Annotated in this window: 22 protein-coding genes; 7 read left to right on the forward strand and 15 right to left on the reverse strand. The window is 63.4% G+C overall.

Annotated elements, in window-relative coordinates; translation table 11 throughout:
• Positions 1-4 precede the first annotated feature (4 nt).
• A complete protein-coding gene (locus tag AC3CBN_RS04500) occupies positions 5-2206 on the reverse strand; it encodes a hypothetical protein (protein ID WP_488635623.1) in 2202 nt (733 codons plus the stop codon).
• Between the two features lie 146 nt (positions 2207-2352).
• Positions 2353-2556: a YgaP family membrane protein gene (locus tag AC3CBN_RS04505; RefSeq protein ID WP_488635624.1), complete on the reverse strand. Its 204-nt coding sequence runs from the start codon at positions 2554-2556 to the stop codon at positions 2353-2355.
• Positions 2557-2830: 274 nt separating this feature from the next.
• On the opposite strand from AC3CBN_RS04505, the gene AC3CBN_RS04510 reads away from it, so the two are divergent.
• Positions 2831-3448, forward strand: coding sequence for an OmpW/AlkL family protein (locus AC3CBN_RS04510; protein ID WP_488635625.1), 618 nt, complete (start codon positions 2831-2833; stop codon positions 3446-3448).
• Positions 3449-3527: 79 nt separating this feature from the next.
• On the opposite strand, the gene AC3CBN_RS04515 is transcribed toward AC3CBN_RS04510, so the two are convergent.
• Both AC3CBN_RS04515 and AC3CBN_RS04520 read right to left on the reverse strand, forming a co-directional pair.
• Entirely contained in the window at positions 3528-4211 is a 684-nt protein-coding gene (locus AC3CBN_RS04515; RefSeq protein ID WP_488635626.1) for an RES family NAD+ phosphorylase, read from the reverse strand.
• A 109-nt stretch (positions 4212-4320) separates the two neighbouring features.
• A complete protein-coding gene (locus AC3CBN_RS04520) occupies positions 4321-4719 on the reverse strand; it encodes an MbcA/ParS/Xre antitoxin family protein (protein WP_488635627.1) in 399 nt (132 codons plus the stop codon).
• 140 nt (positions 4720-4859) lie between these two features.
• Here AC3CBN_RS04520 and AC3CBN_RS04525 point away from each other — a divergent pair, with 140 nt between their 5' ends.
• Positions 4860-5402, forward strand: a complete 543-nt coding sequence (locus AC3CBN_RS04525; RefSeq protein WP_488635628.1) for an SRPBCC family protein — start codon at positions 4860-4862, stop codon at positions 5400-5402.
• A gap of 33 nt (positions 5403-5435) precedes the next feature.
• On the opposite strand, the gene AC3CBN_RS04530 is transcribed toward AC3CBN_RS04525, so the two are convergent.
• From AC3CBN_RS04530 to AC3CBN_RS04565, 8 genes are all read right to left on the reverse strand, one after another.
• The gene (locus tag AC3CBN_RS04530; protein WP_488635629.1) at positions 5436-6671 is read right to left on the reverse strand and encodes a hypothetical protein; all 1236 of its coding nucleotides are present in this window, start codon (positions 6669-6671) and stop codon (positions 5436-5438) included.
• Positions 6672-6869: 198 nt separating this feature from the next.
• Positions 6870-8633, reverse strand: coding sequence for a DUF885 domain-containing protein (locus tag AC3CBN_RS04535; protein ID WP_488636666.1), 1764 nt, complete (start codon positions 8631-8633; stop codon positions 6870-6872).
• A gap of 14 nt (positions 8634-8647) precedes the next feature.
• Positions 8648-10306: a SulP family inorganic anion transporter gene (locus AC3CBN_RS04540; protein WP_488635630.1), complete on the reverse strand. Its 1659-nt coding sequence runs from the start codon at positions 10304-10306 to the stop codon at positions 8648-8650.
• A 241-nt stretch (positions 10307-10547) separates the two neighbouring features.
• Positions 10548-11255: a helix-turn-helix transcriptional regulator gene (locus AC3CBN_RS04545; RefSeq protein WP_488635631.1), complete on the reverse strand. Its 708-nt coding sequence runs from the start codon at positions 11253-11255 to the stop codon at positions 10548-10550.
• 209 nt (positions 11256-11464) lie between these two features.
• Positions 11465-12097: a glutathione S-transferase family protein gene (locus AC3CBN_RS04550; protein WP_488635632.1), complete on the reverse strand. Its 633-nt coding sequence runs from the start codon at positions 12095-12097 to the stop codon at positions 11465-11467.
• A 57-nt stretch (positions 12098-12154) separates the two neighbouring features.
• A complete protein-coding gene (locus tag AC3CBN_RS04555; RefSeq protein ID WP_488635633.1) occupies positions 12155-12559 on the reverse strand; it encodes a GFA family protein in 405 nt (134 codons plus the stop codon).
• Entirely contained in the window at positions 12556-12753 is a 198-nt protein-coding gene (locus AC3CBN_RS04560; RefSeq protein ID WP_488635634.1) for a hypothetical protein, read from the reverse strand. Before AC3CBN_RS04560 ends, AC3CBN_RS04555 begins: the two co-directional genes overlap by 4 nt.
• Positions 12754-12763: 10 nt before the next feature.
• A complete protein-coding gene (locus tag AC3CBN_RS04565; RefSeq protein WP_488635635.1) occupies positions 12764-13384 on the reverse strand; it encodes a DJ-1/PfpI family protein in 621 nt (206 codons plus the stop codon).
• 353 nt (positions 13385-13737) lie between these two features.
• On the opposite strand from AC3CBN_RS04565, the gene AC3CBN_RS04570 reads away from it, so the two are divergent.
• The 4 genes from AC3CBN_RS04570 (at position 13738) to AC3CBN_RS04585 (ending at position 18846) form a co-directional block, all read left to right on the forward strand.
• Entirely contained in the window at positions 13738-14751 is a 1014-nt protein-coding gene (locus AC3CBN_RS04570) for a class 1 fructose-bisphosphatase (RefSeq protein ID WP_488635636.1), read from the forward strand.
• 44 nt (positions 14752-14795) lie between these two features.
• On the forward strand, positions 14796-15491 hold the full coding sequence (locus AC3CBN_RS04575) for a 2OG-Fe(II) oxygenase (RefSeq protein ID WP_488635637.1): 696 nt from the start codon (positions 14796-14798) through the stop codon (positions 15489-15491).
• A 132-nt stretch (positions 15492-15623) separates the two neighbouring features.
• The gene (locus AC3CBN_RS04580; RefSeq protein ID WP_488635638.1) at positions 15624-16550 is read left to right on the forward strand and encodes a patatin-like phospholipase family protein; all 927 of its coding nucleotides are present in this window, start codon (positions 15624-15626) and stop codon (positions 16548-16550) included.
• Positions 16551-16815: 265 nt separating this feature from the next.
• Positions 16816-18846 (forward strand): S9 family peptidase, encoded by a 2031-nt coding sequence (locus tag AC3CBN_RS04585; RefSeq protein ID WP_488635639.1) that lies wholly within the window; start codon positions 16816-16818, stop codon positions 18844-18846.
• Between the two features lie 172 nt (positions 18847-19018).
• On the opposite strand, the gene AC3CBN_RS04590 is transcribed toward AC3CBN_RS04585, so the two are convergent.
• Together AC3CBN_RS04590 and AC3CBN_RS04595 are read right to left on the reverse strand one after the other, a co-directional pair.
• Entirely contained in the window at positions 19019-20110 is a 1092-nt protein-coding gene (locus AC3CBN_RS04590) for a PA0069 family radical SAM protein (protein WP_488635640.1), read from the reverse strand.
• A 46-nt stretch (positions 20111-20156) separates the two neighbouring features.
• Positions 20157-22379, reverse strand: a complete 2223-nt coding sequence (locus AC3CBN_RS04595; RefSeq protein ID WP_488635641.1) for a hypothetical protein — start codon at positions 22377-22379, stop codon at positions 20157-20159.
• A gap of 198 nt (positions 22380-22577) precedes the next feature.
• Between AC3CBN_RS04595 and AC3CBN_RS04600 the strand changes: the two genes are divergently transcribed.
• Entirely contained in the window at positions 22578-22838 is a 261-nt protein-coding gene (locus AC3CBN_RS04600) for a GlsB/YeaQ/YmgE family stress response membrane protein (protein WP_488635642.1), read from the forward strand.
• A 60-nt stretch (positions 22839-22898) separates the two neighbouring features.
• Here the strand turns inward: AC3CBN_RS04600 and AC3CBN_RS04605 are convergent, their stop codons facing one another.
• A complete protein-coding gene (locus tag AC3CBN_RS04605; RefSeq protein ID WP_488635643.1) occupies positions 22899-24560 on the reverse strand; it encodes an MFS transporter in 1662 nt (553 codons plus the stop codon).
• Between the last annotated feature and the right edge of the window lie 134 nt (positions 24561-24694).

The raw sequence follows: 24694 nt of genomic DNA on the forward strand, positions 1-24694 counted from the left end.
TGGGTTAGCGCGCATCTTCTATGAAGGTCATGGCATGGGGCGATGCGTTGCCCGTGCTTCCATGTGGCCAGTTGCTGCGTTCCCAAGAGATGCATCCCGGCTTCACCGTGGAACCGTTCGTGGTGAAGTCGCGGAAAGAGGTGTCCAGCGCAAGGGCGCCCGTGCGTGGATTGAAGCGCATCATGCACACCGTGTTGTCTCCCACCGAACCCGTACCTGGAAGGAAGTCTCCCTTGAATCCCAAGGTATTCCCTTTGCCACGGAAGGGATCAAACGGTGCGATACCAGCCAGACTCCATACACCGGGAACTGCGTACCGCCGCAAGTCGACGAAGTATTGCGAGGTGGCCACATAATTCTGGCTCTTGTCGGCCACGACCAGATGGGGACCACTCATGGTCGCCAAGTTCTCGGGTGTATTGAACTTGATGTCCGACACGGGAAACGGACAATCAGGGGCGCCATTGTTGGGCCAGTAGGTCGAGATCTGTTTTTGCAGCACGAATGTATCCAGACGCAGTGGTGCGATCCGGCTGGGGCCAATCGTGGTGCGTCTGCCACTGCCGGGTTGCGGGCGTCCCGTATTTGCGAACATGGCTGCGGGCGCCGCATCGCACAGCGGCACGTGGTTGCCCAACGTCAGAAGGGTGATATCGAGAACCAGGATTTCACGATCGTGCTCGCTGGCATAGTCGCGGTTGTACAGGGCGCCATTGGCGTCCCGCATCCCGGGGCTGACCATGGAAGCCTTTGGAATGATCAGATAGCGATCATCCGCACTCACTGCAAATAGCGAGGGGCCTGTTCCGGGACCGAAGTCGTATACGAGCTTGAACTGTGGGCGCGACGCGGTGATGTCCGGGGAGTAAAAGAGACCACCGCCTCCCATGGACGTCACAAACATGCCCGTGTGCTTGGGCAGATGGGTTTCTGCCATCGCCATGAGACCTTCAGGCGTCTGTTGTTGCTCGATGCTTTCGACACGCGGGCCATCCGGCATCTGCGCCACTGCATAAGGGCCGTCCTGAAGCCGGTTCAGGTGATAGAAGCGAACGGTGGTCCCCTGGTCCGTGCGTGTGTCCATGTCCTGCGATTGACCGAGACTCAGGGGGTCGGCGTAGTCGCTGACAATGAGAATGCCCTTGTTGGATGTCTTGGATGCATCGCTCGCACTCATGCCTCCAGGATGGTAGTAGCCCCAGTACGGGCTCCTGGAATTGAGATCCACACGCAGGCCGATGCCATGTGGATGCGCTTCCGGTCCCGTATCTATCAGCGAGCTTTCACCGAGGTACTGACGCGCCCTGTATCGCAACGGGGCGACGCTCTGTCTAGCAAGCGGTCCGGCGGGGTACACCGCACCTCGTGGAATGCCAGCCGGGTATTCGCCGATGACCTTACCTACTTTGTCGAACTCAAGAATTCCGCCCGGCGTCTGCAGGGTTGGCGTCAACGTGGATTGGGGGAACCTGACGGGGTCGCGCGAAATGCCCACCGCCTTGTTGATCGTATGTGCACCCAGTGGGCCGCTGGTGGGTTCATTGATGAAACCCTTGTAGCCCATTTGGCTAGCGACAATGTTGCCATTGGGCAATAGCTTCATGTCGTCGACTGCACTGGTGCGATGAAGCTGAGGACTGCCGACCGCCAAGCCGCATACGTTATCGACAGGTGCGTGACCCGACCAGGTCATGGGATCGACCTGGCTCTGCATGGTTCCCTGCACAGGTTTGATATGCAGAGGATCAGTAACGTCACACGCAAAGATGTTGGAGCTGATCAGGCCACCCAGATACACATACTTGTGTCCGTTGGCGGGGTCGACATAGAGATCGACATTCATGTGGTGGGCCTCGTTGAGTGTCGACGAGGGGATGTTCAGCCCCGAATCCAGCGCATCGCTGGAACGTGCCACGATGCGCGGGTCCAGCAGCCGCGCCAGGTTGTCCACGACATTTTCGGTTTCCGCCAAGAGGTGCTGGCCAAACACCGCCGGCATCAGCGCCGTGTTAACCACCGAACCATAGGTGGGCGATCCAGGTGTGGCATCCACCACGGCGAGAAAGTCCGGCTGGCCATAAACGCCGTCATCCAGAACCTGATCTCCACTCCAGACGAGAAGGTATCGCTTTGCCTCAGCCACGTGAGAAGTGAACGCTATGGCGAGGCCAAGGACCATCGGAAAATACTTTTTCGAGAACGTCATTGCTCCTCCGTGAGGGTGTGCCCTGCTGGACTTCCTTGCACCTTTCATTTCGTGAGTGCGCCCACGGCTGCCATCTCTCCCCGGACGGCCGGTACGTGAGGAACCATCACGGTCATTGCGCGACGCGCAGATGGCACATCACGTGCTCAGATCTTGCAGCTCGGGGTTTTGCAGGTTCGCAACCCGAACAAGCGATAGAGCGGGCACCAGCTGATGAATGCTGTTGCCAGTGGGACGAGTCCGATCCAACCCCACGGGGTAGAAGGCCCCACGAAGACCAGGGCTATCAGGGCGGCGCCGATGACCACACGGATGATTCGGTCCGCTGTACCTATGTTCTTGCCAGACATCGCTAGCTCCTTTGTCGATGAAGCTGACGACGTTAGGCAGCGATGATGAGATCGTCAGTGACTTAGTCACTGATTATCTTGTGAAGAAAAGTCGCAGGGTCCTGCAGCACGCAAACAACATTGCGGCGTCATAGGTTGCTTTCTTCGCTCCGCGGAATGCAGGGCCGGGCTGCGGCCGTATGCCCTACATGTGCTTGATGCAAGTCAAAACCGCACAACGAAATTCTCACGAGCATGGCTTCGTCCCAAATGAAAACCTACACGGATGAACGCCATGAAAATCCTCCTCCCCCTGACCATCGCCGCCGCCTTCGCAGCCGTCATCGCTCCGGCCGCCCACGCTGAAAACAACGACAACTGGGTCGTGCGCTTTGGCGCTCACGTAGTCGATCCCAAGAGCAACAACGGCAACCTGGCAGGCGTGAGCTCTTCGGTGAGCAGCAGCGTCCGCCCGTCCGCCAGCCTCGAATACATGGTTACGCCCAACCTCGGCGTTGACGTGCTTGCCACTTGGCCGGTCCAGCACGACGTGAAGCTGTCGGGCCTGGGCAAGGTGGCGCAGACCAAAGAACTGCCGCCGACCGTGGGCGTGAACTACCACTTCATGCCGAACAGCGATTGGTCGCCGTTCCTTGGCATTGGCGTCAACTACACCAACTTCTTCGACACCAAGAGCGCCGGCGTGTTGAAGGGTGCCAGTGTCAGCATCGACAACAGCTGGGGCGTGGCGGCGCATGCCGGCTTCGACATGAAGATCAACCAGAAGTGGCTCGTCACCGCGGATGTTCGCTGGATCAACATCAAGAGCGACGTGCACGTCAACGGTGGCAAAGTCGGCACGGCAACGATTAATCCCGTGGTCTTTGGTGTAAGCCTCGGCTATCGCTTCTGATTCCGGCGTTTGTTGGCAAGGACGCCGAACGGGCCTTCCGCAAGGAGGGCCCGTTGCTTTTACAAGATGGCCCAGGCGGTTAGCCGCGCTTCCATTCGTCGACGGTAAGTACCTGGGCAATACGCTTGCCGTCCCAGCGATACATCAGGTGTTGCGCCTGTGTGCACGGCGACACGCGATCGGGATAAAACACGGCGACACACTCGCCGCCGCGATGACGCACGCTGTCGTATACCAGCCCATCAGAACCTTCGCTGCGCAACCGCCGCGCCAAGGCGACGCCCGCGGCGTAATGGTCAGGATCATGCTCAGCTTTCCAGCCACCGCGCAGGTCGTGCAATTTTGCCTGGATGCTGGTGCGGTAGCAGCGCATCTCGATATCGCACGGGGGTTCCGCGGTTGCCGCGAGAAACCGTTCGCGGTGATAGACGGTTTCTTCCACCGCAGTGGCCACGCTGTGGCCGGCGTAAAAGACGCCCCAGGTGCCATCGGAAAAGCGGCTGCCCTCGGGATTGAGGTGCGTGAAGGCCGCCATCACCGGTGTGGTGCCGGGGCCGCTGATGCGCCGCTCCGGCGATACCAGACGCAGCTCGCCCATGTCGTCGCGCAGTCGCGGGTTGGTCATGGCCTCGATGGCGTACAGCGCCTCGAGATCGCCGGGCTCGGCGATGCGGTCGAACACGCCCACCGGCGGGAAACGACTGGGCACGATGCGAAAGGCCTGGCTCCAGCGGATGCGTTTGAGCGGGGGAATGTCGGCCATGACGTGGTTTGTCCCAGGCGATCTGCCGGAGGGGTGAGTATGCAGAGCCGGCGTATCGTCGGTTGCGACGTGGCCCTCAGCCAGCCGTCACCGCCGGTCCAGCGCGGTTTCAGTTCCAGCCGCGCTGTGCATCCAGGTACTGGCGCACGACATAGAGGTCGGCGACGTTGCCCGAGAGCATTCGCTGCAGCGCCGACTGCCCACCGAATAGCGACGTCTGATTGGCGCGATGGACCCAGGCATCAGCCTGCTGCGGGTCGGGGAAGAGGATCTGCAGGCTCTTGAAGATGCCCAGCAGATAGCTGATGCGTTCGAGCGTGTCGCGGCCCAGCGTGCCGCTCTGCAGGCGCTTCCACTTGTAGAAGGTCGATTCCGGCGGATCGCCCAACAGGCGGCGCTGGTCGGCGATGCGCAGGTTCCAGCGTTCGGCCAGGTTGAAGAAGGCGCGCAGCGCGGGGCCGCCGAGATCGGCGTCGGGGATGGTTTCAGGCTGGAGATGAGCGGCCATGGCGTAACTCTCCCAGTGAAGTTCGAGGCAATTCTACTTCACCGGTGAATTTTTAGCCAATGGGTTCCGTATCCCATCCAGCCGATGCCAGGCCGTGGCGCGCCGTCGCATACTCGGCCGCCTTCCCGGGAGTAGCCGATATGCGCGCCCATGCCGTTACCGCTGTCATCCTGCTGGTGCTGCCTGCCGTCGGCGCAAGGGCGGAGGTAAAGGAGGCCGGGCCCGATCACTTTCTGATTCAGGACACCCGCACGATCCATGCGCCGCCCGCGAAGGTCTATGCAGCCATCGTCGATATCGGACGCTGGTGGAGCAGCCAGCACACGTTTTCCGGCGATGCCGCGCATCTGAGCATCCAGGCCGATGCCGGGGGCTGCTTCTGCGAACGCTGGGACAATCAAAGCCTGGCGCATGGGCGCGTGATCTGGGCCGCGCCCGGGCAGATGCTGCGCATCGACACTGCCTTGGGCCCGCTGCAGAACATGGCGGTGCAAGGCGTGATGACCTTTGCATTGAAGCCGGCACCGGGCGGCACCGCGCTGCAGTTCGAGTATCGCGTGGGTGGCGCCAGCAACAGCGGGCTGGACAAGCTGGCGCCACAAGTCGATGCGGTGCAGATGGAGCAACTGCAGCGCTTGCAGCGCTATGTGGAAACCGGCAAAAGCGAGCCCGCCAAACCTTGACCTTCGTTCGGCAAGGCGGGCGCTCAGGGCGGTCTATTGGCGGCAACTTCCCAGCTGCATCCAGCGCAGTCCGAACTTGCCTGGGTGCAGGCGGACGCAAACCACGTCGCCCTTGTTCACTGCATCGAAGTAGGCACGCGATACCGTGATGCTGTCTTCGTTGATGGTGTCGCTCCAGGGCGCCAGATACAGCTGATAGGTGGTGGATTTGCCGTGGCTGACGTGCTTGCCGGTGATGGCGGTCTGGATGACCTGGACTGGCGCGTCATCCCACATCGTATCGATGAGGGCCAACAGGCCGACCCCGTACGCGGTCATGAAAGGCAGCATGACGAGAGGCAGCAGCCACGGCTTTTTATTCGTGGACGAAGATGTCTTGGGCGCCATGACGATTGCGATGCACAACGGCAGCCCCAACACGAAACCCCACAGGAACAGCTGCTTGAGGTCGATCACGTCGACGTCGAACAGCGCGCGCATCGCCAATAGCAGCGGCGGCATGATCAGCAGAACCGCGAGATTGGGGCGCACGTCGCCCTGCTTGCCATCGAGCTGGAACAAGTTCGGCTTTGCCCACGAAAGCCCGATCGCCATCCACGGCAGCACGGCAGCGCAAGCGACAAGCGCGCCATAGGGCTTGGGATACATGAAGCCCCATGCCAGCAGGATCATCGGGAGAAGGTTGAGCACCTTGGCGGCTTGCTTGGCCTTTTCCAGCTTGGCCAGGCGCTCCTGCGCGTTGCTGCCCAGCGTGACGTCCTGCTCGACCATCGTCAGTGTTGCGGCCCGCTCCCGTTCGTCGAGGTCGGGCAAGTCGTTGAACCAGGCGTTGAAGCGGTCGTCGAGGCCAAACGTCGATCGAGCAAGCCTGAGCGATGCGCCCTCCTTCGCCACGATCACGGGGTAAACCACGTTTCGTCCGCGTACCAGGCGACGTCCCTCGATATTCCTCCTTTCGAGCCGCCGCGCGCTAAAGGCGTTGCGGACCTCGATGGCTTGCGCCTCCAACGTCACTCGGGCGTTGATGGCGTAAGCCAGGGCATAGACCGGAACGGCCAGCAGGCAGGTGCCCATGAAGCCCAGAAATGCACTGATGACGCCATCGGAGCGCCCCTGCTGCAGCAGATAGATCATGCCGATGCCCATGGCACCGCAAAGCAAACCCAGAAATCCGCAAGCGATCTTTTGACCGGTGGTTACCCGATAGACCAGCGGGTAACGGATATCCCGGTGCCAGTCCTTGCCCAGCACTCCCTGCATGTCACTCATAACCTCGTTCCCCCTGAAAAGGTGTCTGGCGATGGTAGTGAAGCTAGCGGGTTCTTATGGAGACGCAGGCGAGCATGTGGCGACTTGCTGGGTGTGCATCGCGCACGACTGCGAGTCTTTCGCGAGCATCCGCCCTTTACCACCTTTAGGTGGCTCACCCCAGCCCTCTCCCCAGAGGAGAGAGGGCGAAGTGTTGGATTACGGCGCTTTCTGCTTGGCGCAATCGCAACCGAAATCCGGCGCCGGGCCGCCTTCGGCAATGAAACGGTCGATGCGCTTTTCCAGCACCGGCAGCGGCACCGAACCCAGCTGCAGGATGGTGTCGTGAAAGTGGCGGATGTCGAACTTCGTGCCCAGTTCCTGCTCGGCCTTCTGGCGCAGCTCCAGCATCTTCAGATAGCCCAGCTCGTACGACAGCGCCTGGCCCGGCCAGCTGATGTAGCGGTCCACTTCGTTGGCGATCTCGCGATCGGACAACGCGGTGTTCTGCGTCATGTAGTCGATGGCCTGCTGGCGCGTCCAGCCCAGGTGATGGATGCCGGTGTCGACCACCAGGCGGCAGGCGCGCCACATCTGGTAGGTGAGATAGCCGAAGCGGTCGTAGGGCGTCTTGTAGATGCCCATTTCGTTGCCGAGGTATTCGGAGTACAGGCCCCAGCCTTCGCCGAATGCCGAGATGTAGCCTTCGCGGCGGAATGCCGGCTGGCCCTTTTGCTCGGCGGCGAGCGCCAGCTGCAGCGAGTGGCCGGGTGCGGACTCATGCAGGGTCAGCGCCGCCACGTTGTACAGCGGACGCGATGGCAGGTCATACGTGTTGACCAGATAGCTCGACGCGCCGCCACGACCAGACGTGTAGTACGGCGCGATATCCGCCGGCACCGGCACGATGGTGAAGCGCTGACGCGGCAGGCGGCCGAATTCCTTACCGAGCTGGCCGTCCACCTGCTTCGCCACCCACGCGCTGCGCATCAGCAGCTCGTCGGGCGTCTTGGCGTAGAACTGCGGGTCGGTACGCAGGAAGTGCAGGAAGTCGGCGAAGCTTCCCTTGAAGCCCGTCTCCTGCATGGTCTTGACCATCTCGGCGTGGATCTTCGCCACCTGGTCCAGGCCCACCTGGTGGATCGCGTCGGGGCTGAGGTCCAACGTGGTGTATTCGATGATCTGCTGGCGATACCAAGCCTTGCCGTCGGGCATGGCTTCAGCGGCCAGCGTGGTGCGCGCCTTGGGCACGTACTCGTTGCGGAAGAAGGTGAGCAGGTTGGCGTAGGCGGGAATGACCTTGCCAGTGATGATCTGCTTCGCCTCATCGCGCATCTTCGCGGCGTCGGCGGGCGCAATGGAGGAAGGCATCTTCTCGAACGGCTTGTAGAAGCTGCTTTGCGCGGGGTCTTTCAGCTCGGCCACGGAGGAGATCGACACATCGCGGCCGTTGAGCACTTCGCGCGGCACGGTGAAGCCACGTGCCAGGCCGTTACGCATGTTGTCGATCTGCTGCTGGAAGTACGACGGCACCTGACCCAGGCGATCGAGATAGCGGCGATAGTCCTGTGCGGTGCGCAGGTTGTCGCCTTCTAGCACGTAACTCAGATCGCTCCAGAACGCCGAGTCGCTGTTGAACGGCATCTGCCACTGCTTGAACTGTTGCGTGGCAAGCAGGTTCTGGATCTGCGCGTGATAGATCGCGTAATTGACCTGGCCTTCGGGCGTCAGCTGCTTCGGGTCGATGCCATCGAGGCTGGTGAGCACTTTCTGCCAGTAGTCGAGCCGCTTCTGCTGGCTCGCCGCGTCTACGTTGTCCAGCCGCGCACCGTTGGGCTGCGCCTCGCCGGACGTGGCGATGCCAGATTGCCCGTTGCGCCACGACCACTCCTGGTCGTAGATCTGCTTGAAGCGGGCGTCGGCGTTCTGCTCGGCCCAGGCCGGTGCGGTCAGCGCGAGCGCGGCCGCGGCCAGCCAGGTCATGCGTTGTGCTTTGTTCACTGCGAATTTCCCTTGACCAAAGGTGAGGTGGGCGATAGCACCAACACGGCATCCTCTACGCTCCAGTCTTCCAGCGCCTGTGGCGGAAGCTGGGGTAGCGCCATGCGCAGGAGGGCGTCGCGTGCGTCGTCCTTCAATCGTGCCACGCGCAGCTCGATGCCACGAGACGCCAGCCAGGTGACGAAGTCCCCAAGCGCTTCGAGCACGGTGCCGTCGAGGTCCGGCGACTCCTCAAGGCTCAGGATGACCCGATGCAGACCCTGGCACGCGTCAGCGCGATGGCGTGCCTGCGACAGCACCGCCTCGGCATTGGCGAAGAACAACGGTTCCTCCGGCCGCACGATGAGCATGCCGGTGGGCTGCACTGCATTCGGATGCTGCGCGATGTCCACGAAATTGTGGCCGTCGGCCAGGCGGCCGAGCACGCTCAGGCGAGGTGTCGCCAACTGGCGCAGCAGCATGACCAGGCTGAAGGCGATGGCAAACAGCAAGCCGTCGAGAATGCCCAGCGAAAGCACGGCCAGCACCGCGGCCAGCGCCACCAGGCGGTCGCGATGCCAGCGCAGATAGGGGGCAAACGTCGACAGGCGCAGCGACTTGCTCACCGCGTGAATCACGATGGCGGCCAACACCGGTTGGGGAATGCGCTCGATCCAGCGCACCGCCAGCAGCACCAGCAACAGCACGCTGGCTGCGGCGATCAAGCCCGCCAGGCGAGTGCGCGCCCCGGCCGCCTCGTTCGCCGACGTGGCCGAATAACCCGCGCCTACCGGCATGCCGTGCAGCGCTCCCGAGATCACGTTGGCGACGCCAAGCACCATGAGATCGCGGTTGGGTTGCACCTTGTCGCCATGCTTGAGCGCGAAACCACGGATGGAGCTGTACGACTCGGCATAAAGAATCAGCAACAGCGCCGCGGCCAATTCCACGCTTGGCAACCACTGACCGCTGCCCGGCCAGGCGGGCCAGCCCAATGAGGGGATGAGATGGATCTCGCCGGTGAGCGCCACGCCGCGGGCTTGCAGCCAGCTGGAAGCGGCCACACCCAGCACGATGGCCAGCAAGCTGCCTGGCAACGGGCGCAGGCGCTCGCAGGCAAACAGCGCCAACAGTGCGATCAACCCCGCTCCCAACGCCGCGAGATTCATCTGCGGAATGAGCGATGCCAACTGGCCCAGCAGCGCGGGCACGAAATCGCCATGCACGTTCGCCACGCCCAACAGGTGCGGCAACTGCTTGATCGCGATGACGCAAGCCAAGCCAAACGTATAGCCGCGCAGCACCGGGCGGGCGATCAGATGCGACAGACCACCCAGCCGCGCCGTACCTGCGACGAGGAAGCAGACGCCAGCCAGCAGCACCAGCGTGGCACCGACAGCCGCCCGCGAAACGTTGTCGGCACCGGCGAGCGCCAGCGTGCCCGCTGCCAGCACAGCCGCGGACGATGATGTGGCCGAGACGATGGCGTAGCGGCTGCGGCCCAACACGCCATAGGTAAGCAGGCCGATGAACAACGCGATGACACCAGCCTGGGGCGGCAGACCGGCGATGCCCGAATAGGCCACGGCTTCGGGCAGCAGCAGTCCGGCGATGGAGAGGCCCGCGATGAGGTCCAGGTGCCATGCGGGCGAGGTGGGATTCTCGGTGGGTGACATTGATCACTCCGGCGCGGGTGGCGGAGTGAGGGTAGCTGATGCTGCGCCATGGCTCCCTCTCCCCTTAGGGGAGAGGGTTGGGGTGAGGGGTCAATCTTGCGACGAGGGCAAATCGAGTCGGGCTTTGTGGAGATGCTTCCGCGAGCACCCGCCCTTTACCACCTTTAGGTGGCTCATCCCGATCTTCTCTCCCACAGGGACTACCTTCGGGTCGCCCGCAGGGGAGAAGGAGAAACGTCGCTCAGCCTTCCATGCCTTCGTAATACCCGCGCATGGCTTGCAGGTACGCATCGAGATTGCGGCCTTCCACTTCACTGAAGCGTTCGCCGGTGATCGTGCAGTTGAGGATGCGGTCGGGACGGAAGTTGCGGAAACCCACGCGCAATCGGCACCACGTGCCCAGCGTCCATGCGCCGCCCCAGAATGCCAGGCACAGCGGTTCCACATCGCGCGTGCTGGTGCGACCGGCCTCGTCGCTGTAGTCGAGGCGCAGCACCTGGCCGTCCGTGATCGCCGCGTTGAGGCGATCGATAAGCGCCGCGAAATCGGTCTTGGTCTGGTCGCGCCAGATCGGCGCATAGATGCGCGTGCGCGTGGCGCGTTCGCGCAACTCGGGGGGCAACACAGCCTCGATCTTGAGCAGGGCGGCCTGCGCGCTTTCAGCGAGCTTCTGTCCGGCGAAGGCGCGTACGAAGCGCGTGCCCACCACCAGCGATTCGAGTTCGTCGGCGGTAAACATCAGCGGTGGGATGTCCGAGCCCTTGCGCAGCACGTAGCCCACGCCAGCCTCGCCTTCGATGGGTACGCCCGATAACTGCAGGTCGGCGACGTCGCGATAGACAGTGCGCAGCGAGACGCCCAGCGTCCCGGCGAGCTGGCGCGCCTGCAACGCAGTACGACGCCCGCGCAGGGCATGGATGATGAGGAAGAGCCGGTCGGCGCGACGCATCGGCAGATGATGACGGAGCGGCACGCATGGGGCCAGCGTCGAGAGTCATGGGCGGGTATATGCATGACGAATCGTTTGATGCTCCCTCACCGTCATCCCAGCGAAAGCTGGGATCCAGTGCCTTTCGGGGCGCTCGGGCAGAAACTAAAGTCGCTGGATCCCGGCTTTCGCCGGGATGACGGAAGTGAAGACTGGGCGACGTGTTCCACTCACGCCGCCTGCGCCGCCGCCAGCTCGGCGTCGGCTGCCGTCGCACGCTGCATGGCCGGTCGAGAAGTGACACGCTCGATATAGGCCATGACCACCGGCAGCTCGGGCACCAGCTTGAACATCGTGGTCCACCGCAGCGCACTGCCCCACAGCACGTCGAGCGCGCTGAAATGCTCGCCCAGCATGTAGGGGCCGCGCTCTAGCTGCATCACCAGCGTGTTGAACATCGTGTCCCAATCGCCGTAGGGACAGGTGGACTGGGCGACCGGTTCTCGCTTCACGGAGCGGTCCACCAGCGCGGGCTCGAAGCACGACCCGTAGAACACCATCCAACGCAGATATGCACCACGCAGTGGATCGCCGGCCGATGGTGCCAGTCCTTTCTCCGGATACAGGTCGGCAAGGTAGAGAAACACCGCCGGCTGCTCGGTGATGAGTCCGTCGTTGTGCCAGATCGCCGGCACCTTGCCCATTGGGTTCACCGCCATGTATGGCGGCTGGCGCTGTTCGTTCTGCTTGAAGTTGAGCACGTGCATGTCGTACTCGACACCAAGTTCCTCCAGCAGGGCGCGCGTGCCGCCGGAGCGACTGTTGGGCGCGTGATAGAAGGTGACACGTGGGGTGTTGGTCATGACGGCGACCTCGCGGCAAGAAGATGGCGACGGCCGCAATGGCCGTCGCGAAAGGACTCAGAGATAACTCGTTACTGCCGGCGTCTGTCGCCAGTTGTTATCGCGACCATCGGCGCAGCTCACCGGCGCGGCGGCCCACTCTTCATCGCTCACATCGTCCAGGCACGCGACATTGACGGATACGTAGGCACCGCCGATCGCCTCGACATAGCCGCGATGGAAAGCATGCACGCCGCAGTGACGACAGAACACGTTGTGCGCACTTTGGGTGTTGAACTGGTAGTCGGTGAGCGCGTCTTCGCCGCTGAGCAAACGGAACGTGTCCGGTTTCGCCATCGCGCCCCAGAAACGCAGCTTGCGGCAGATCGAGCAATTGCAGCGGCCGGTACCGGCGGCGAGGTCGAGTTCGGCTTCGTAGCGAACCGCGCCACAATGACAACTGCCACGGTAGATGCGCGTCATGTGGCGGCTCCGCAAGGTGGCTTGGTGGTGATTGCCGGCATGCGCTCGGCCTTCACCTGGGTGCTGGCTGGTGCTTTCTTCCCCGACGCCGCTGGTGCCGGCGATGGGGGGAATTTGTATTGGCCGTCCATCAACAGGCCGCGCAGATACAGCGGCCGGTAGGCCATGAGAATCTTTCCGATCGGAAATGCCATGACATCCTCCTCATGCGGCCACGGCGGTGGCGGCGGCTTCGCCTGCGCACCACGGCGGCGGCAAGGCGTGCTTGAACAGACCGAACCAGTGTTCGCGGTCGCTGGGGCTATAGAGATCGAGTGTGCGAATCACCTCGCGAGTGAATTCCACGCTGCCCAGCTGGCTGGCGGTGATCACCCCGCCGTCACTGACGGCAAGCACGTTGGCGTCGTACTGGTCGGCACCCGCGTACTGCGGCACATGGGCGCCGATGTGGCCGGGCCAGCTGCTGGTATGACGGCAGGCATCCAGCAAACCAGCCCGAGCCAGCACCAGCACACCACTGTCCACGGCGGCGACCGGAGCGCCAGCGGCATGGACGCGGCGGACGGCAGCCACCGCTTCCTCGCCCTGCCCGCGTTCCCACAGGTAGCCACCGGGCACGATCAGCAGCGCAGCGCGCTTGAGATCGAGTTGATCCAGGGTCAATTCCGGCACCACCCGCAACCCGCCCATCGACAGGGCCGGCTGCATCGAGAAACCCACCGTTCTCAGCTGCCATTCGCCCGGGCGGCGGATCTCGCACAAAGCTTGCGCCGCGTGCCAGTCGGCATAACCGTCGAACGCCAGGAAATAAACCGTATCGCGCATTGAGAATCCCTCCCTTATGACGGAGGCAAGTGTGGCCACCCCCTACTGCCAGCGTGTTGTCAGCAGGCCGACGACCAATCCTCTGGGGGAGCGCACTCTGTGCGCGACAGGCCGACCACCCAAGGTGGCCTAGCGGGGCGGTGGCGCCGTGTCGTCTGGTGTCGCGACAACCGACCATCGTGGTGACGACGCGTCCCTGCGGTCGCGCACAAGGTGCGCTCCTACAACAAGCGGCGAATCGAACGCGCGAAAAGGTTTTCACGCGATTTAGATGAACCGACCGGTCAGATACTGCGCTGGCAAGCGCCGGCGGGAGCCGGGACAATAGGCGTCTCTTTGCTTGCGGGTACCCCATGAAGTCCATCTCGCTCATCCAGTTCCTGATTGAGGAACGCCGCGCCGGCCGCATGAATGCCGAGCTTTCCCTGCTGATCGAGGTCGTCGCGCGCGCCTGCAAGCGCATCGCGGTGGCCACCAACAAGGGTGCGCTGGGTGGCGTGCTGGGCGAGGCGGGCACCGGCAACATCCAGGGTGAGGCGCAGAAGAAGCTGGACGTGATCTCCAACGAGATCCTGCTCGAAGCCAACGCCTGGGGTGGCCAGCTGGCCGCCTGCGCGTCGGAGGAAATGGAAGACCCGCAGCCGATCCCCGACATGTACCCGAAGGGTCATCACCTGTTGCTGTTCGATCCCCTGGACGGCAGCTCCAACATCGACGTGAACATCTCGGTCGGCACGATCTTCTCGGTGCTGCGTTGCCCCGATGGCGTCACCGAGCCGAAGGCCGAGCACTTCCTGCAGCCGGGCACTACCCAGCTGGCTGCCGGTTACGTCGTCTATGGTCCGGCTACCGTGCTGGTGCTGACCTTCGGCCACGGCACGCACGAGTTCACGCTGGATCGCGAAGTGGGCAGCTTCATCCTCAGCCGTCGCGACATCCGCATTCCGGAAGAGACGGCCGAGTTCGCTATCAACATGTCCAACCAGCGTCATTGGGAAGCGCCGATGCAGCGCTACATCGGCGAGCTGCTGGCCGGCCAGGACGGCCCGCGCGGCAAGGACTTCAACATGCGCTGGGTGGCCTCGATGGTGGCCGACGTGCACCGCATCATCACCCGCGGCGGCGTGTTCTTCTATCCGCTGGACGCCAAGATCAAGTCCAAGGGCGGCAAGCTGCGCGTGATGTATGAAGCCAACCCGATGGCCTTCATCGTCGAGCAGGCGGGCGGCGCAGCCACCACGGGTCGCGAGCGCATCATGGAACTGCAGCCCACCGGCCTGCACCAGCGCGTGCCGGTGTTCCTCGGTTCGAAGAAGGAAGTGGAAGTGGCCACGCACTACCACGTCGAGGCCGACGCCGCCGTGTGACGCGCGGGGCGGCAAACCCGCCCCACGGTCCGCCTGGCCACGCCATGTCTCCCGATTTCATCGAGGTCTATGAGGACGCCCTCACCGCCGCGCACTGCGCGGCGCTGGTGGCGCGCTTCGAAAGCGGTGGCCAGGCGGTGCCCGGACGGGTTGGCGGTGGGGTCTATCCCGAGCTGAAGGACAGTGGCGACATCACCATCAGCGACAGGGCCGAATGGCGCGACGCCGAAACCGCGCTCAACCTGGCCATGCTGGCCGGACTCACCGCCTACCTGCGTCGCTACCCCTACACGCTGATCGCCCCGCTGATGCTCAAGGTTCCGGGCGAGGACGGTCAGGCTCGACGGCTCTCCGAAGACGACATGGCTGGAATGGACGATGCCGCGTTGGGTGTACTGGCCCGGCAGGTGTTCACGCCCGGCTCGATCAACCTGCAGCGCTACCGCGCCGGCACGGGTGGCTACCCGTACTGGCATTGCGAACTGTTTCCGCGCGATGCCACCGCGCAGACGCTGCATCGCCACCTGTTGTGGACGATCTACCTCAACGACGGCTTCGACGATGGCGAGACGGAGTTCCTCTACCAGCAGCGCAAGATCACACCGCGCACCGGCAGCCTTTTGATCGCGCCGGCCGCGTTCACCCACACCCATCGCGGCAACCGTCCACGGGGCGGCGACAAGTACATCGCCACCAGCTGGGTGTTGTTCAAGCGCGCCGAAGCGCTTTACGGCAGCTGAGCGATGCCCAGCGGCGGGCCGCATTCCGACATTGCAGCGCCAGTCGGCGGACGTACACTCGGCCGCCAGTTACCAACGTGCCGAAGGATCGGCCGTCCATCCATCCAACCTTCATTGGCCTGCGCCACCGACATGACGTCCATCCACCATTACCGCCCTCTCCTGCCCCTGCTCGCCAGCCTCGTGCTGTGCGCCTGTTTCGGCAACACCAAACCCACGCCGCCGCCTGCGCCGATCGTGCCGCCGCCGGTGGTGAAGCTGCGCATTGGCCTGGCGTTGGGCGGCGGCGCAGCCAAGGGCTTCGCGCACATCGGCGTGATCAAGATGCTGGAGGCCAACGGCATCCGTCCGGACGTGGTCGCCGGCACCAGCGCCGGCAGCGTGGTCGGCGCCCTGTATGCGAGCGGCATGGATCCGTTCCAGCTGCAGGAGACGGCCTTTGCGTTGGACCAGAGCAGCATCCGCGACGTGCGGCTGTTCTCCGGTGGCGTGGTGCAGGGCCAGAAGCTGCAGGACTACGTGAACCTGCAGGTGAAGAACCACCCGCTGGACAAGCTCAGCGTGCCGTTCGCCGCCGTCGCTACCCAGCTGGAAACCGGCCAGCGCACCGTGTTCGTTCGCGGCAACACCGGCCAGGCCGTGCGCGCGTCCAGCAGCGTGCCGGGTGTGTTCGAACCGGTGGAGATCAACGGCAAGCACTACGTGGATGGCGGCGTGGTCAGCCCGGTGCCGGTGGATGCGGCGCGTCAGCTCGGCGCCGACGTGGTGATCGCGGTGGATATCTCCACCAAGGCCAGCGGCACCAACCCGCAGGGCATGATCAACATTGTCGGGCAGTCCATCAGCATCATGGGTCAGAAGCTCGGCGAGCAGGAACTTGCGCGCGCGGACATCGTGATCCGCCCCAAGGTGAGCCAGATCGGCGCTGCGGATTTTGAGCAAAGAGACCAGGCCATTCTCGAAGGCGAGCGCGCCGCGCTGGCGGCGATCCCCGCAATCAAGGCGAAGATCGCGGCGGTGCAGGCCGCGCACCAGCAGCAAGCCATCGCCGCGCACTAGCTTTTCTGCAGGAGCCCACCCTGTGCGCGACAAACCGGCAGGAATGCCGGTTTGCACAGCGCAAGCGGCCCGCAGGGCGAGGGCCAGGGGTGGCCCGAGTGACAAGCCCACTTAACGCGAACGCCGCAAGTTCCCATCGGGCGACGACAGCCGATCGCTCCGGCACAGCGCTGCTCTGCGGTCGCGCACAAGGTGCGCTCCTACACATGCACACCGGTGCGACGGCCTGCTAGCGTGTTGCCTTTCACCGCAACAAGGCCCCTTCATGCACGCACCCGCCCGTCTCCTACTGCCGGCACTGATCGCCGTGCTGGCTCCCTCCGCTTTCGCCGCGCCCGCCTCGGTCGATCCGCGCATCGAGCAATTGCTGGCCAACCTCGGCAAGGTGCGGCAGATCGAGGCCGTGCAGATCTCCCCCGATGGCACGCAGCTGGCGTGGGTGGTGCGTACCGAAGGCAAGGATGGCGTCGAGGTGGCGAAGGCCGATGGCAGTGACGTGCATCGCATCAGCGACAACAAACCGGGCAGCTGCAGTTCGGGCGACATAGCCTGGGCACCGGATTCGCGCCACCTGGCCTTCGTCTCCAACTGCGCCAGCAACGGCAAGCAGAAGGATCTGTTCGTGGTCGACGTCCCGGCTAAATCGTCACCTAAGCGTCTGGCCGAATTGCCGGGCGTGTCCGATGGCCTCGCCTGGTCGCCCGACGGCAAATCGCTCGGCTTCCTGTATGTGCCCAACGGCACGCGCCGTGCCAGCGCGGTGTACGCCGCCAAGCCGGCAACGGGTGAGATCGGCGTGGACGGACTGGAAGTGCAGCGCGTCGCCACCGTCGACGCCACCGGTGGTGCCGTGCAATTACTCACTCCCGCTGAAACGTATGTCTACGAGTTCGGCTGGTCGCCGGATGGCAAGCGCATTGCCTACACCGGCGCCATGCCGCCGGGTGACAACAACTGGTGGCTGGCCAAGCTCTATGTGCAGAACGCGCAAGCGGGTGCGTCCGCCAGCATCGTGCTCGACCCAGTGACCACGGCAGGCTCGCTGCATGGGCTGCAGATGGCGCTGCCGCGCTGGTCGCCAGACGGCCAGCGGATCGCCTTCATTGGCGGCCTGATGAGCGACCAGGGCTCCACAGGCGGCGACGTTTATGCGGTACCTGCCAGTGGCGGCGCGCCCGTCAATCTCACGCCCAACATTCACGTGACGCCGGCATGGCTGGCATGGACCAGCCCGCAACAATTGCTGGTCGCGCAGGTCAGCAATGGGCAAAGCCAGGTGGCGCAGTACACCGTTGCCGCGGACAAGGCCACGCAGACGCGCACGCTGTTCACCCTGCCCGCCAGCATTGGCGATGGCAGCGCCGAGATGGCGCTATCGCTGTCTAACGATTACGCGCGCGTGGCCTTTGTGCAGAGCTCCTATGCCGAAGCGCCGGAAGTGCACGCCGGTGCACTGGGCGACAACGCGCCGGCCGCGGTCACCACCATCAATGCGGCCCACAAGCCCGGTTGGGGCAAGGCCGAGTCGGTGGAGTGGGACAACGAAGGCCGCCATGTGCAGGGTTGGCTGCTATATCCGGCCAATTACGACGCGAAGAAGTCGTATCCGATGATCGTGACCGTGCACGGCGGCCCGTCGGCTGCGGTGATCCCGCGCTGGCCGCATGTTGGCTTCGGTGGCGAGCCGTTCTCGGCGCTGGGCTACTTTGTGTTCATGCCCAATCCGCGCGGCAGCTTCGGGCAGGGCGAGGAATACGTGCAGGCCAACCGCAAGGACTTCGGCCACGGTGATCTGCGCGACATTCTCGCCGGCATCGACACCATCGAGAAGAAACTTCCGGTGGACGACAAGCGTCTTGGCCTCACCGGCTGGAGCTACGGCGGCTTCATGAGCATGTTCGTGCCCACGCAGACGCAGCGTTTCCGTGCCGTCGTGGCGGGCGCCGGTATCGCCAACTGGCAAAGCTATTACGGGCAGAACCTGATCGACCAATGGATGGTTCCGTTCTTCGGCGCTTCGGTCTATGACAACCCCGAGGTGTACGCGAAGAGCTCGGCGATCAACTTCATCAAGCAGGTGAAGACGCCCACGCTGATCGTGGTGGGCGATCGCGATGCGGAGTGTCCCGCGCCGCAGTCGTTCGAGTATTGGCATGCGCTGCGCGCGCAGGGAGTGCCGACGTCGCTGGTGGTGTATCCCAACGAAGGCCATCATTTCGTCGATCCGAATCATCAGCGCGATGTGCTGCAGCGGGCGTTGATGTGGTTTGAGAAGTATTTGCCCGCGAAGGGCTGAAGCTTTTGGCCTCCTATCCCCTCCGGGGAGAGGACCGAGGTGAGCCACCTGAAGGTGGTAAAGGGTGGGTGCTCGCGATTGCGTGTCGACAAAGCGCGCCTTGAACTCGCCCCATCGCTAGATTGCCCCCTCACCCCAACCCTCTCCCCGAAGGGGAGAGGGAGCAATAACGCTAGAACAACTGCCCTTGCGGCGACGGCTTGCGTGGCGGCACAAACTTCGTGGTATCGAGCCACAACTCACGCGCCCGTCCAAAACCATGTTTGCGGCAAGCGACGTCGAAACGCCGACGAATCAACTCCGCAAACACACCCTGTCCGCGCATGCGTGTAGCGAAGTTGCTGTCGTAATCACGTCCGCCATTCATCTGCTGCACCAGACTCATCACGTGCGCGGCGCGTTGCGGCGCATGCAATGCCAGCCATTCGCGGAACAACGCCTTCAGCTCATACGGCAAACGTAACGTGGTGTAGCCGGCGCAGCGCGCGCCAGCGTCGGCGGCCTGCTGCAGCACCGCTTCCAGGTCGCGGTCATTGAGTGCGGGAATGATCGGCGCCACCAGCACGCCTACCGGCACACCGGCGTCGGCCAGCGCGCCAATCGCCTGGATACGCCGATGAGGTGCGCTGGCACGCGGCTCCAGTTTCGCGGCGAGATGGTTGTCCAGCGAGTTGACCGATACGAACACCTGTACCAGCTTCTCTCGTGCCATCGGCACGAGGATGTCCAGGTCGCGCTCCACCATCGCGTTCTTGGTGACGATGGTGCACGGGTGATGGCATTCGGCCAGCACCTCCAGTGCGGCGCGTGTCAGCTTCCATCGACGCTCGACCGGTTGGTAGGGATCGGTGTTGCTGCCGATATTGATGGGGGCGACCACATAACCTGGCCGCGAAAGCTCATGGCGCAACACCTCGGCCAGATTGCTCTTGGCGCGAAGCTTCGTTTCGAAGTCCAGTCCGGGCGAGAGATTGAGATAGCTGTGCGACGGACGCGCAAAGCAATAGATGCAGCCATGCTCGCATCCGCGATAGGGATTGAGCGCTTGGGTGAAATGGATGTCCGGCGAATCGTTGCGCGTGATGACGCTGCGTGCCCGCTCCTCGGTAACCTCGGTGCGCGGGCGCGGTGTCTGCTCGTCCAGCAACAGGCTTTGCCATCCATCGTCTTCGGCGTGGTGGCTGATCGATTCGAAGCGTCCTTCCGGATTGGAGGCGGCGCCTCGGCCCTTCAGGGCCTGGGGTGGAATGAACGATTCGGCCATGGGCGCAGTGTGCACTCGACACGTCTCAACTGTCGCGACACCTCGCCTAGGGTTGCACCGGAGCAAGCTGATCCCGTAGCGCATCAACCATCACGGCCAGCGGGTAATGCTGGTCCAGTTGCCGGTCCAGTTCGGTGAACACCGGGGTCGATATGGTCCAACCCAGGGGAATCGGATAGTTGCCGCTGCATAGCCGGAAATGCCAGAGCATGTCGCCTCGTGACGGATCGGCATCGTTGCGATTCAACGCACTCAGCAGTTGCACGCGCGCGTATTCGCCACGTGCGCTGCGGGTATCGAGCAAGGCATCGAGTGGCGCAATCGCCTCACCCCGCACGCTGTCGCGCACGACACCGGGCACCGGTGGGCAGGCGGTGGAATACAGCGGCAACGGATGCGTCGGATCGTGCCGGTCAATGAAATCGCTCATCTGCGGATCGTTGCTGATGTGAATGACGATGAAGCGCAACGCATGGTGGCGCAGATCCGCCCGCGCCTGCAGCAACCGCATCACCTCCAGCAACGTCGTGGTGCCTGAGTTTTCAAAATAGCCGCCATCGACAAGCTGCAGGCGACCGGGAACAGGTGCGTTCGCGGCGCCTGATTCCAGCGTGCCCGCCGGACTCATATAGGTGAAGCGCGCACTGTTGAGCACGACCTCGCTCAACGGAACGCGCGGATCGAGCCAGCTTGAGCCGTCGAAGCCCGCAGTCCATGGCTGGCGCTGCGGCGTGGCAATCGGCTGGAATGGATGCTGGATGAAGCGACGCCCTTCCGTCACCGTCGTACTGTTGAGAAAAAGCGCGGGCACGGTCGGCGGTGCACTGGCATCGGCTTTTGCATACAACGTTGCAAAGGGTTGTGCGAACGCGGTGACGCCCTGCTTGTGGGCGGCCCATTCCCATGCACGCGTCAGCGCGCGAGCGCGATCGTTCAACCACGCGCCCGGCAACCAGCGCTGGGTGAAGTCGATGAAGAACGTGTTGGCCAGCGTGGGCGCGAGAAAGTCATGGCTCAGCATGTCCTGCGCACGCTGCTCGAGCGTCGCCGCCTTTGCCATCGTTGGCTGATCGAGCATGCTGACGTAGGTAGCCAGCCCGAGGCTGCCGCCCGATACGCCGCTCGCAGCAAACAGGTAACGCGCAAACAGCGGCTCGCCTTGCGTGGGCTTTTCCGCATCGAGCAGTGCGGTCAGGCGGCTGAGCACCACGGCGGTCCAGGCAGCGCCGCGGATGCCGCCGCCTTCCGCCGATACGAGAATCACCGGGCAAGGTGAGCGATTTGCACAACGGTCGTCCAGCCACGCATCCGCATAGGCATCGAAACTCGGCCGTGTATCGGCCGGTAGCGCCATGGGATGTTCATGCGTGCTCATCGACGGGTACTGGCGCACCTTGTGGTTGTCGTTGAGATGCATCCAGTGCAATGACGCGCTCAGCAACAACATCGCGCTCAGCAAGGGCACGCCGCGCCGATCGCCGATGACGCAGACCAGGCTGCCGCTGTAGCAGAGGAAGGCCGCGGCGATCAGCAGGATGGCCAATGGCCCGATGCCATCCAGCGCTTCCGGCCGCACCGCGATCAGGATCGTGGCAAGGATGTTGAGAACGACCACTGCCGCGTAGAAGGTGCACGGCAACACACCAAGATCGCGCACGCGCCAGACGCGCTTCTCGCCGGAGGGCAGCCTGCTCGGCGGTGCCAGCGATGGCAGGTGTCGTGACAATGCACTCCACATGCGGCGTCGCGTGATGAAGAAAATGATCAGTGCCGCCGATTCCATCAGCAGTCCCATCGCGCGCCAGCTGCGCTGCTGGCAAGGATCCGTGGCGCCGCATGGACCATGCGGAAGCCTGGCCAGCGCAAGCACGTAGCCCAGGCAGACCAGCAGCGGCACGGCTGCGCCCAACAGGCGTGGCAGCCAATCCCGCAGCGGCGCGGCGCGGTCATCCTGCAGGGCGGGCCAGCGCGGATAGCGCAGTCGATACGCGTTGCGCGCGGCGTACCAGATCGAAAGTCCCGCCAGGGCACTGGCGGCCAGCAAGGCGAGGTAACGACCTTCGCTGGGATCGGTCCACAAGGCTATCAGGAACAGTTCGGCCGCCTGGTCCACACCGATGGCGACGCCTACAGCGACCGCCAGCACCAGCAACGACACGCGTACAGGCTTGAGATGATCCAGCAGTAAAGCCGTCCAGCCGAGCATGCGTCGCCAGCGGCGACGAAGTGGTGGTTTGCGATTTCCCTGACCGCGTTCTCTAGTGGGCATGCGGCTACCCCTCTGGCGCCGTGCTTCAGACGATCGCGACCATACTAGAGCCGTTGTCGATATCCCAAGTGGGATCCGGTTCCCAGGTGCATCAGCACCAACAGCCTGCGTCACGAACACATAACACTCGCCTGTGGATATTGCCTGCCGCAGGAGCGGGGGTTCCGCTTCGGTTCCACTCACCGGAAGGAGAGCAAAATGACCGCAACAGCTTTGCTGGTATTCCTGCTGGTAGGCGCCATCGCCGGATGGCTGGCTGGACTGATCATGCGCGGCTTCGGCTTCGGGCTGATCGGCAATATCGTGGTCGGTATCGTCGGCGCTTTCCTCGCCGGATGGTTGTTGCCGATGGTCGGCGTGAGTTTCGTGATCATCAGCCCGCTCATCACCAGCATCGTCTATGCATTGATCGGGGCCATCATCCTGCTGGCCATCATCGGCGTGATCAAACGCGCCTGACTCCACCCAAGAAAAAGGCGCGGCGGTTTCCCGTCGCGCCTTTTTTGTGCGTGCGTTTTGTCAGGTGAGGCTAATATCGACGTCCTTGGTCTCACGCAGGAACAGCAGGCCGATGAAGAAGGTGCCGATCGCCACGATGATCGGGTACCACAGGCCGTAGTAGATATCGCCCTTCCACGCCACCAGCATGAAGCCGATGGTGGGCACGAAGCCGCCGAACCAGCCATTGCCAATGTGATACGGCAAGCTCATCGAGGTGTAGCGGATACGAGTGGGGAACATCTCCACCAGCCATGCCGCGATCGGGCCGTACACCATGGTCACGTACAGCACCAGGATGGCCAGCAGCACAATGAGCATCACGTAGTTCGACTGCTCGGGATTGGCCTTCTCCGGATAGCCGGCCGTCTTCAGCGACGCACTTAGCTGGGTGCCAAACGCCTTGCCCTGATCAGCGAACGCTTTGCTATCGAGCGCGCCGCCTTCGAACGAGTTGATGATGGTGTCGCCGATCTTCACTTCGGCAATGCTGCCCGGCTCGGCCGTCACGTTGGAGTACGGAATGCCCTTCTTGGCAAGCGCGCTCTTGGCCACGTCGCACGAGCTGGTGAACTTGGTCTTGCCCACCGGATCAAACTGGAAGCTGCAGGCCTTCGGATCGGCCACCACCGTTACGGGCGACGTAGCCGCCGCCTGTTCGATGGCCGGATTACCGAAGTGCGTGAGGCCCTTGAAGATCGGGAAATAGGTCAACGCCGCCAGCAGACAGCCGGCCAGGACGATGCTCTTGCGGCCTATGCGATCGGACAGCCATCCGAACACCACGAAGAACGGCGTGCCGATCGCCAGCGCGGCGGCGATCAACAAGTTCGCCGTGGTGGCGTCGATCTTCAGGCTCTGCGTCAGGAAGTACAGCGCATAGAACTGGCCCGTGTACCACACCACGGCTTGGCCAGCGGTGGCGCCGAGCAGCGCGAGGATCACCAGCTTCAGGTTCTTCCACTGGCCAAACGCTTCGGTCAGCGGTGCCTTGGACTGCTTGCCCTCGGCCTTCATCTGCTGGAACAGCGGCGACTCGGACAACTGCAGCCGGATATATACCGAGATGATCAGCAGTAGCGAGGAAATCAGGAACGGAACGCGCCAACCCCAAGCTTCGAAGGACTCGTTGCTAAGGCTCAGACGCAAACCGAGGATGACCAGCAGCGACAGGAACAGGCCAAAGGTGGCGGTGATCTGGATAAAGCTGGTGTACAGCCCACGCTTGCCATTGGGCGCATGCTCGGCCACGTAAGTTGCAGCACCTCCGTATTCGCCGCCCAGCGCCAGGCCCTGCAGTAAGCGCAGGGCAATCAGCATGGTCGGTGCGGCGACGCCGATGCTCGCGTAACCGGGCAGCACGCCAACCAGGAAGGTCGACAAGCCCATGATGACGATGGTGATGAGGAAGGTGTACTTGCGCCCGATCATGTCGCCCAGACGGCCAAACACGATGGCGCCGAACGGACGCACTGCGAAGCCGGCGGCGAAGGCGAGCAGTGCGAAGATGAATTGGCTCGTTTCGTTGAGGCCGCTGAAGAAGTGCTTGCCGATCAGCGCAGCAAGCGAGCCATAGAGATAAAAGTCGTACCACTCGAACACGGTGCCAAGGCTGGACGCCAGAATCACGCGGCGATGGCCGGTGTCGAGCGATCCGCGCATGTCGACTGCGGTCGTAGCCATGATGTACCCCTCAATTGTGACGCCCAATCAGATCAATGGATGGCGGTTTCAGATCGCAGCCCGCTCGAGCCGCGCTTGCCACCCTGTGCTTCCCTTTCCTCTGTCCGGTTCGGGCGCCTCCCGTCGCCCCGCCC

It is taken from the genome of Dyella sp. OK584, from assembly GCF_057787755.1.

What these genes read in the sequence shown, in the direction of transcription:
- AC3CBN_RS04500 (WP_488635623.1), bottom strand. Translation starts at nt 2,206, where the DNA reads ATGACGTTCTCGAAAAAGTATTTTCCGATGGTCCTTGGCCTCGCCATA.
- AC3CBN_RS04505 (WP_488635624.1), bottom strand. Translation starts at nt 2,556, where the DNA reads ATGTCTGGCAAGAACATAGGTACAGCGGACCGAATCATCCGTGTGGTC.
- AC3CBN_RS04510 (WP_488635625.1), top strand. Translation starts at nt 2,831, where the DNA reads ATGAAAATCCTCCTCCCCCTGACCATCGCCGCCGCCTTCGCAGCCGTC.
- AC3CBN_RS04515 (WP_488635626.1), bottom strand. Translation starts at nt 4,211, where the DNA reads ATGGCCGACATTCCCCCGCTCAAACGCATCCGCTGGAGCCAGGCCTTT.
- AC3CBN_RS04520 (WP_488635627.1), bottom strand. Translation starts at nt 4,719, where the DNA reads ATGGCCGCTCATCTCCAGCCTGAAACCATCCCCGACGCCGATCTCGGC.
- AC3CBN_RS04525 (WP_488635628.1), top strand. Translation starts at nt 4,860, where the DNA reads ATGCGCGCCCATGCCGTTACCGCTGTCATCCTGCTGGTGCTGCCTGCC.
- AC3CBN_RS04530 (WP_488635629.1), bottom strand. Translation starts at nt 6,671, where the DNA reads ATGAGTGACATGCAGGGAGTGCTGGGCAAGGACTGGCACCGGGATATC.
- AC3CBN_RS04535 (WP_488636666.1), bottom strand. Translation starts at nt 8,633, where the DNA reads ATGACCTGGCTGGCCGCGGCCGCGCTCGCGCTGACCGCACCGGCCTGG.
- AC3CBN_RS04540 (WP_488635630.1), bottom strand. Translation starts at nt 10,306, where the DNA reads ATGTCACCCACCGAGAATCCCACCTCGCCCGCATGGCACCTGGACCTC.
- AC3CBN_RS04545 (WP_488635631.1), bottom strand. Translation starts at nt 11,255, where the DNA reads ATGCGTCGCGCCGACCGGCTCTTCCTCATCATCCATGCCCTGCGCGGG.
- AC3CBN_RS04550 (WP_488635632.1), bottom strand. Translation starts at nt 12,097, where the DNA reads ATGACCAACACCCCACGTGTCACCTTCTATCACGCGCCCAACAGTCGC.
- AC3CBN_RS04555 (WP_488635633.1), bottom strand. Translation starts at nt 12,559, where the DNA reads ATGACGCGCATCTACCGTGGCAGTTGTCATTGTGGCGCGGTTCGCTAC.
- AC3CBN_RS04560 (WP_488635634.1), bottom strand. Translation starts at nt 12,753, where the DNA reads ATGGCATTTCCGATCGGAAAGATTCTCATGGCCTACCGGCCGCTGTAT.
- AC3CBN_RS04565 (WP_488635635.1), bottom strand. Translation starts at nt 13,384, where the DNA reads ATGCGCGATACGGTTTATTTCCTGGCGTTCGACGGTTATGCCGACTGG.
- AC3CBN_RS04570 (WP_488635636.1), top strand. Translation starts at nt 13,738, where the DNA reads ATGAAGTCCATCTCGCTCATCCAGTTCCTGATTGAGGAACGCCGCGCC.
- AC3CBN_RS04575 (WP_488635637.1), top strand. Translation starts at nt 14,796, where the DNA reads ATGTCTCCCGATTTCATCGAGGTCTATGAGGACGCCCTCACCGCCGCG.
- AC3CBN_RS04580 (WP_488635638.1), top strand. Translation starts at nt 15,624, where the DNA reads ATGACGTCCATCCACCATTACCGCCCTCTCCTGCCCCTGCTCGCCAGC.
- AC3CBN_RS04585 (WP_488635639.1), top strand. Translation starts at nt 16,816, where the DNA reads ATGCACGCACCCGCCCGTCTCCTACTGCCGGCACTGATCGCCGTGCTG.
- AC3CBN_RS04590 (WP_488635640.1), bottom strand. Translation starts at nt 20,110, where the DNA reads ATGGCCGAATCGTTCATTCCACCCCAGGCCCTGAAGGGCCGAGGCGCC.
- AC3CBN_RS04595 (WP_488635641.1), bottom strand. Translation starts at nt 22,379, where the DNA reads ATGCCCACTAGAGAACGCGGTCAGGGAAATCGCAAACCACCACTTCGT.
- AC3CBN_RS04600 (WP_488635642.1), top strand. Translation starts at nt 22,578, where the DNA reads ATGACCGCAACAGCTTTGCTGGTATTCCTGCTGGTAGGCGCCATCGCC.
- AC3CBN_RS04605 (WP_488635643.1), bottom strand. Translation starts at nt 24,560, where the DNA reads ATGGCTACGACCGCAGTCGACATGCGCGGATCGCTCGACACCGGCCAT.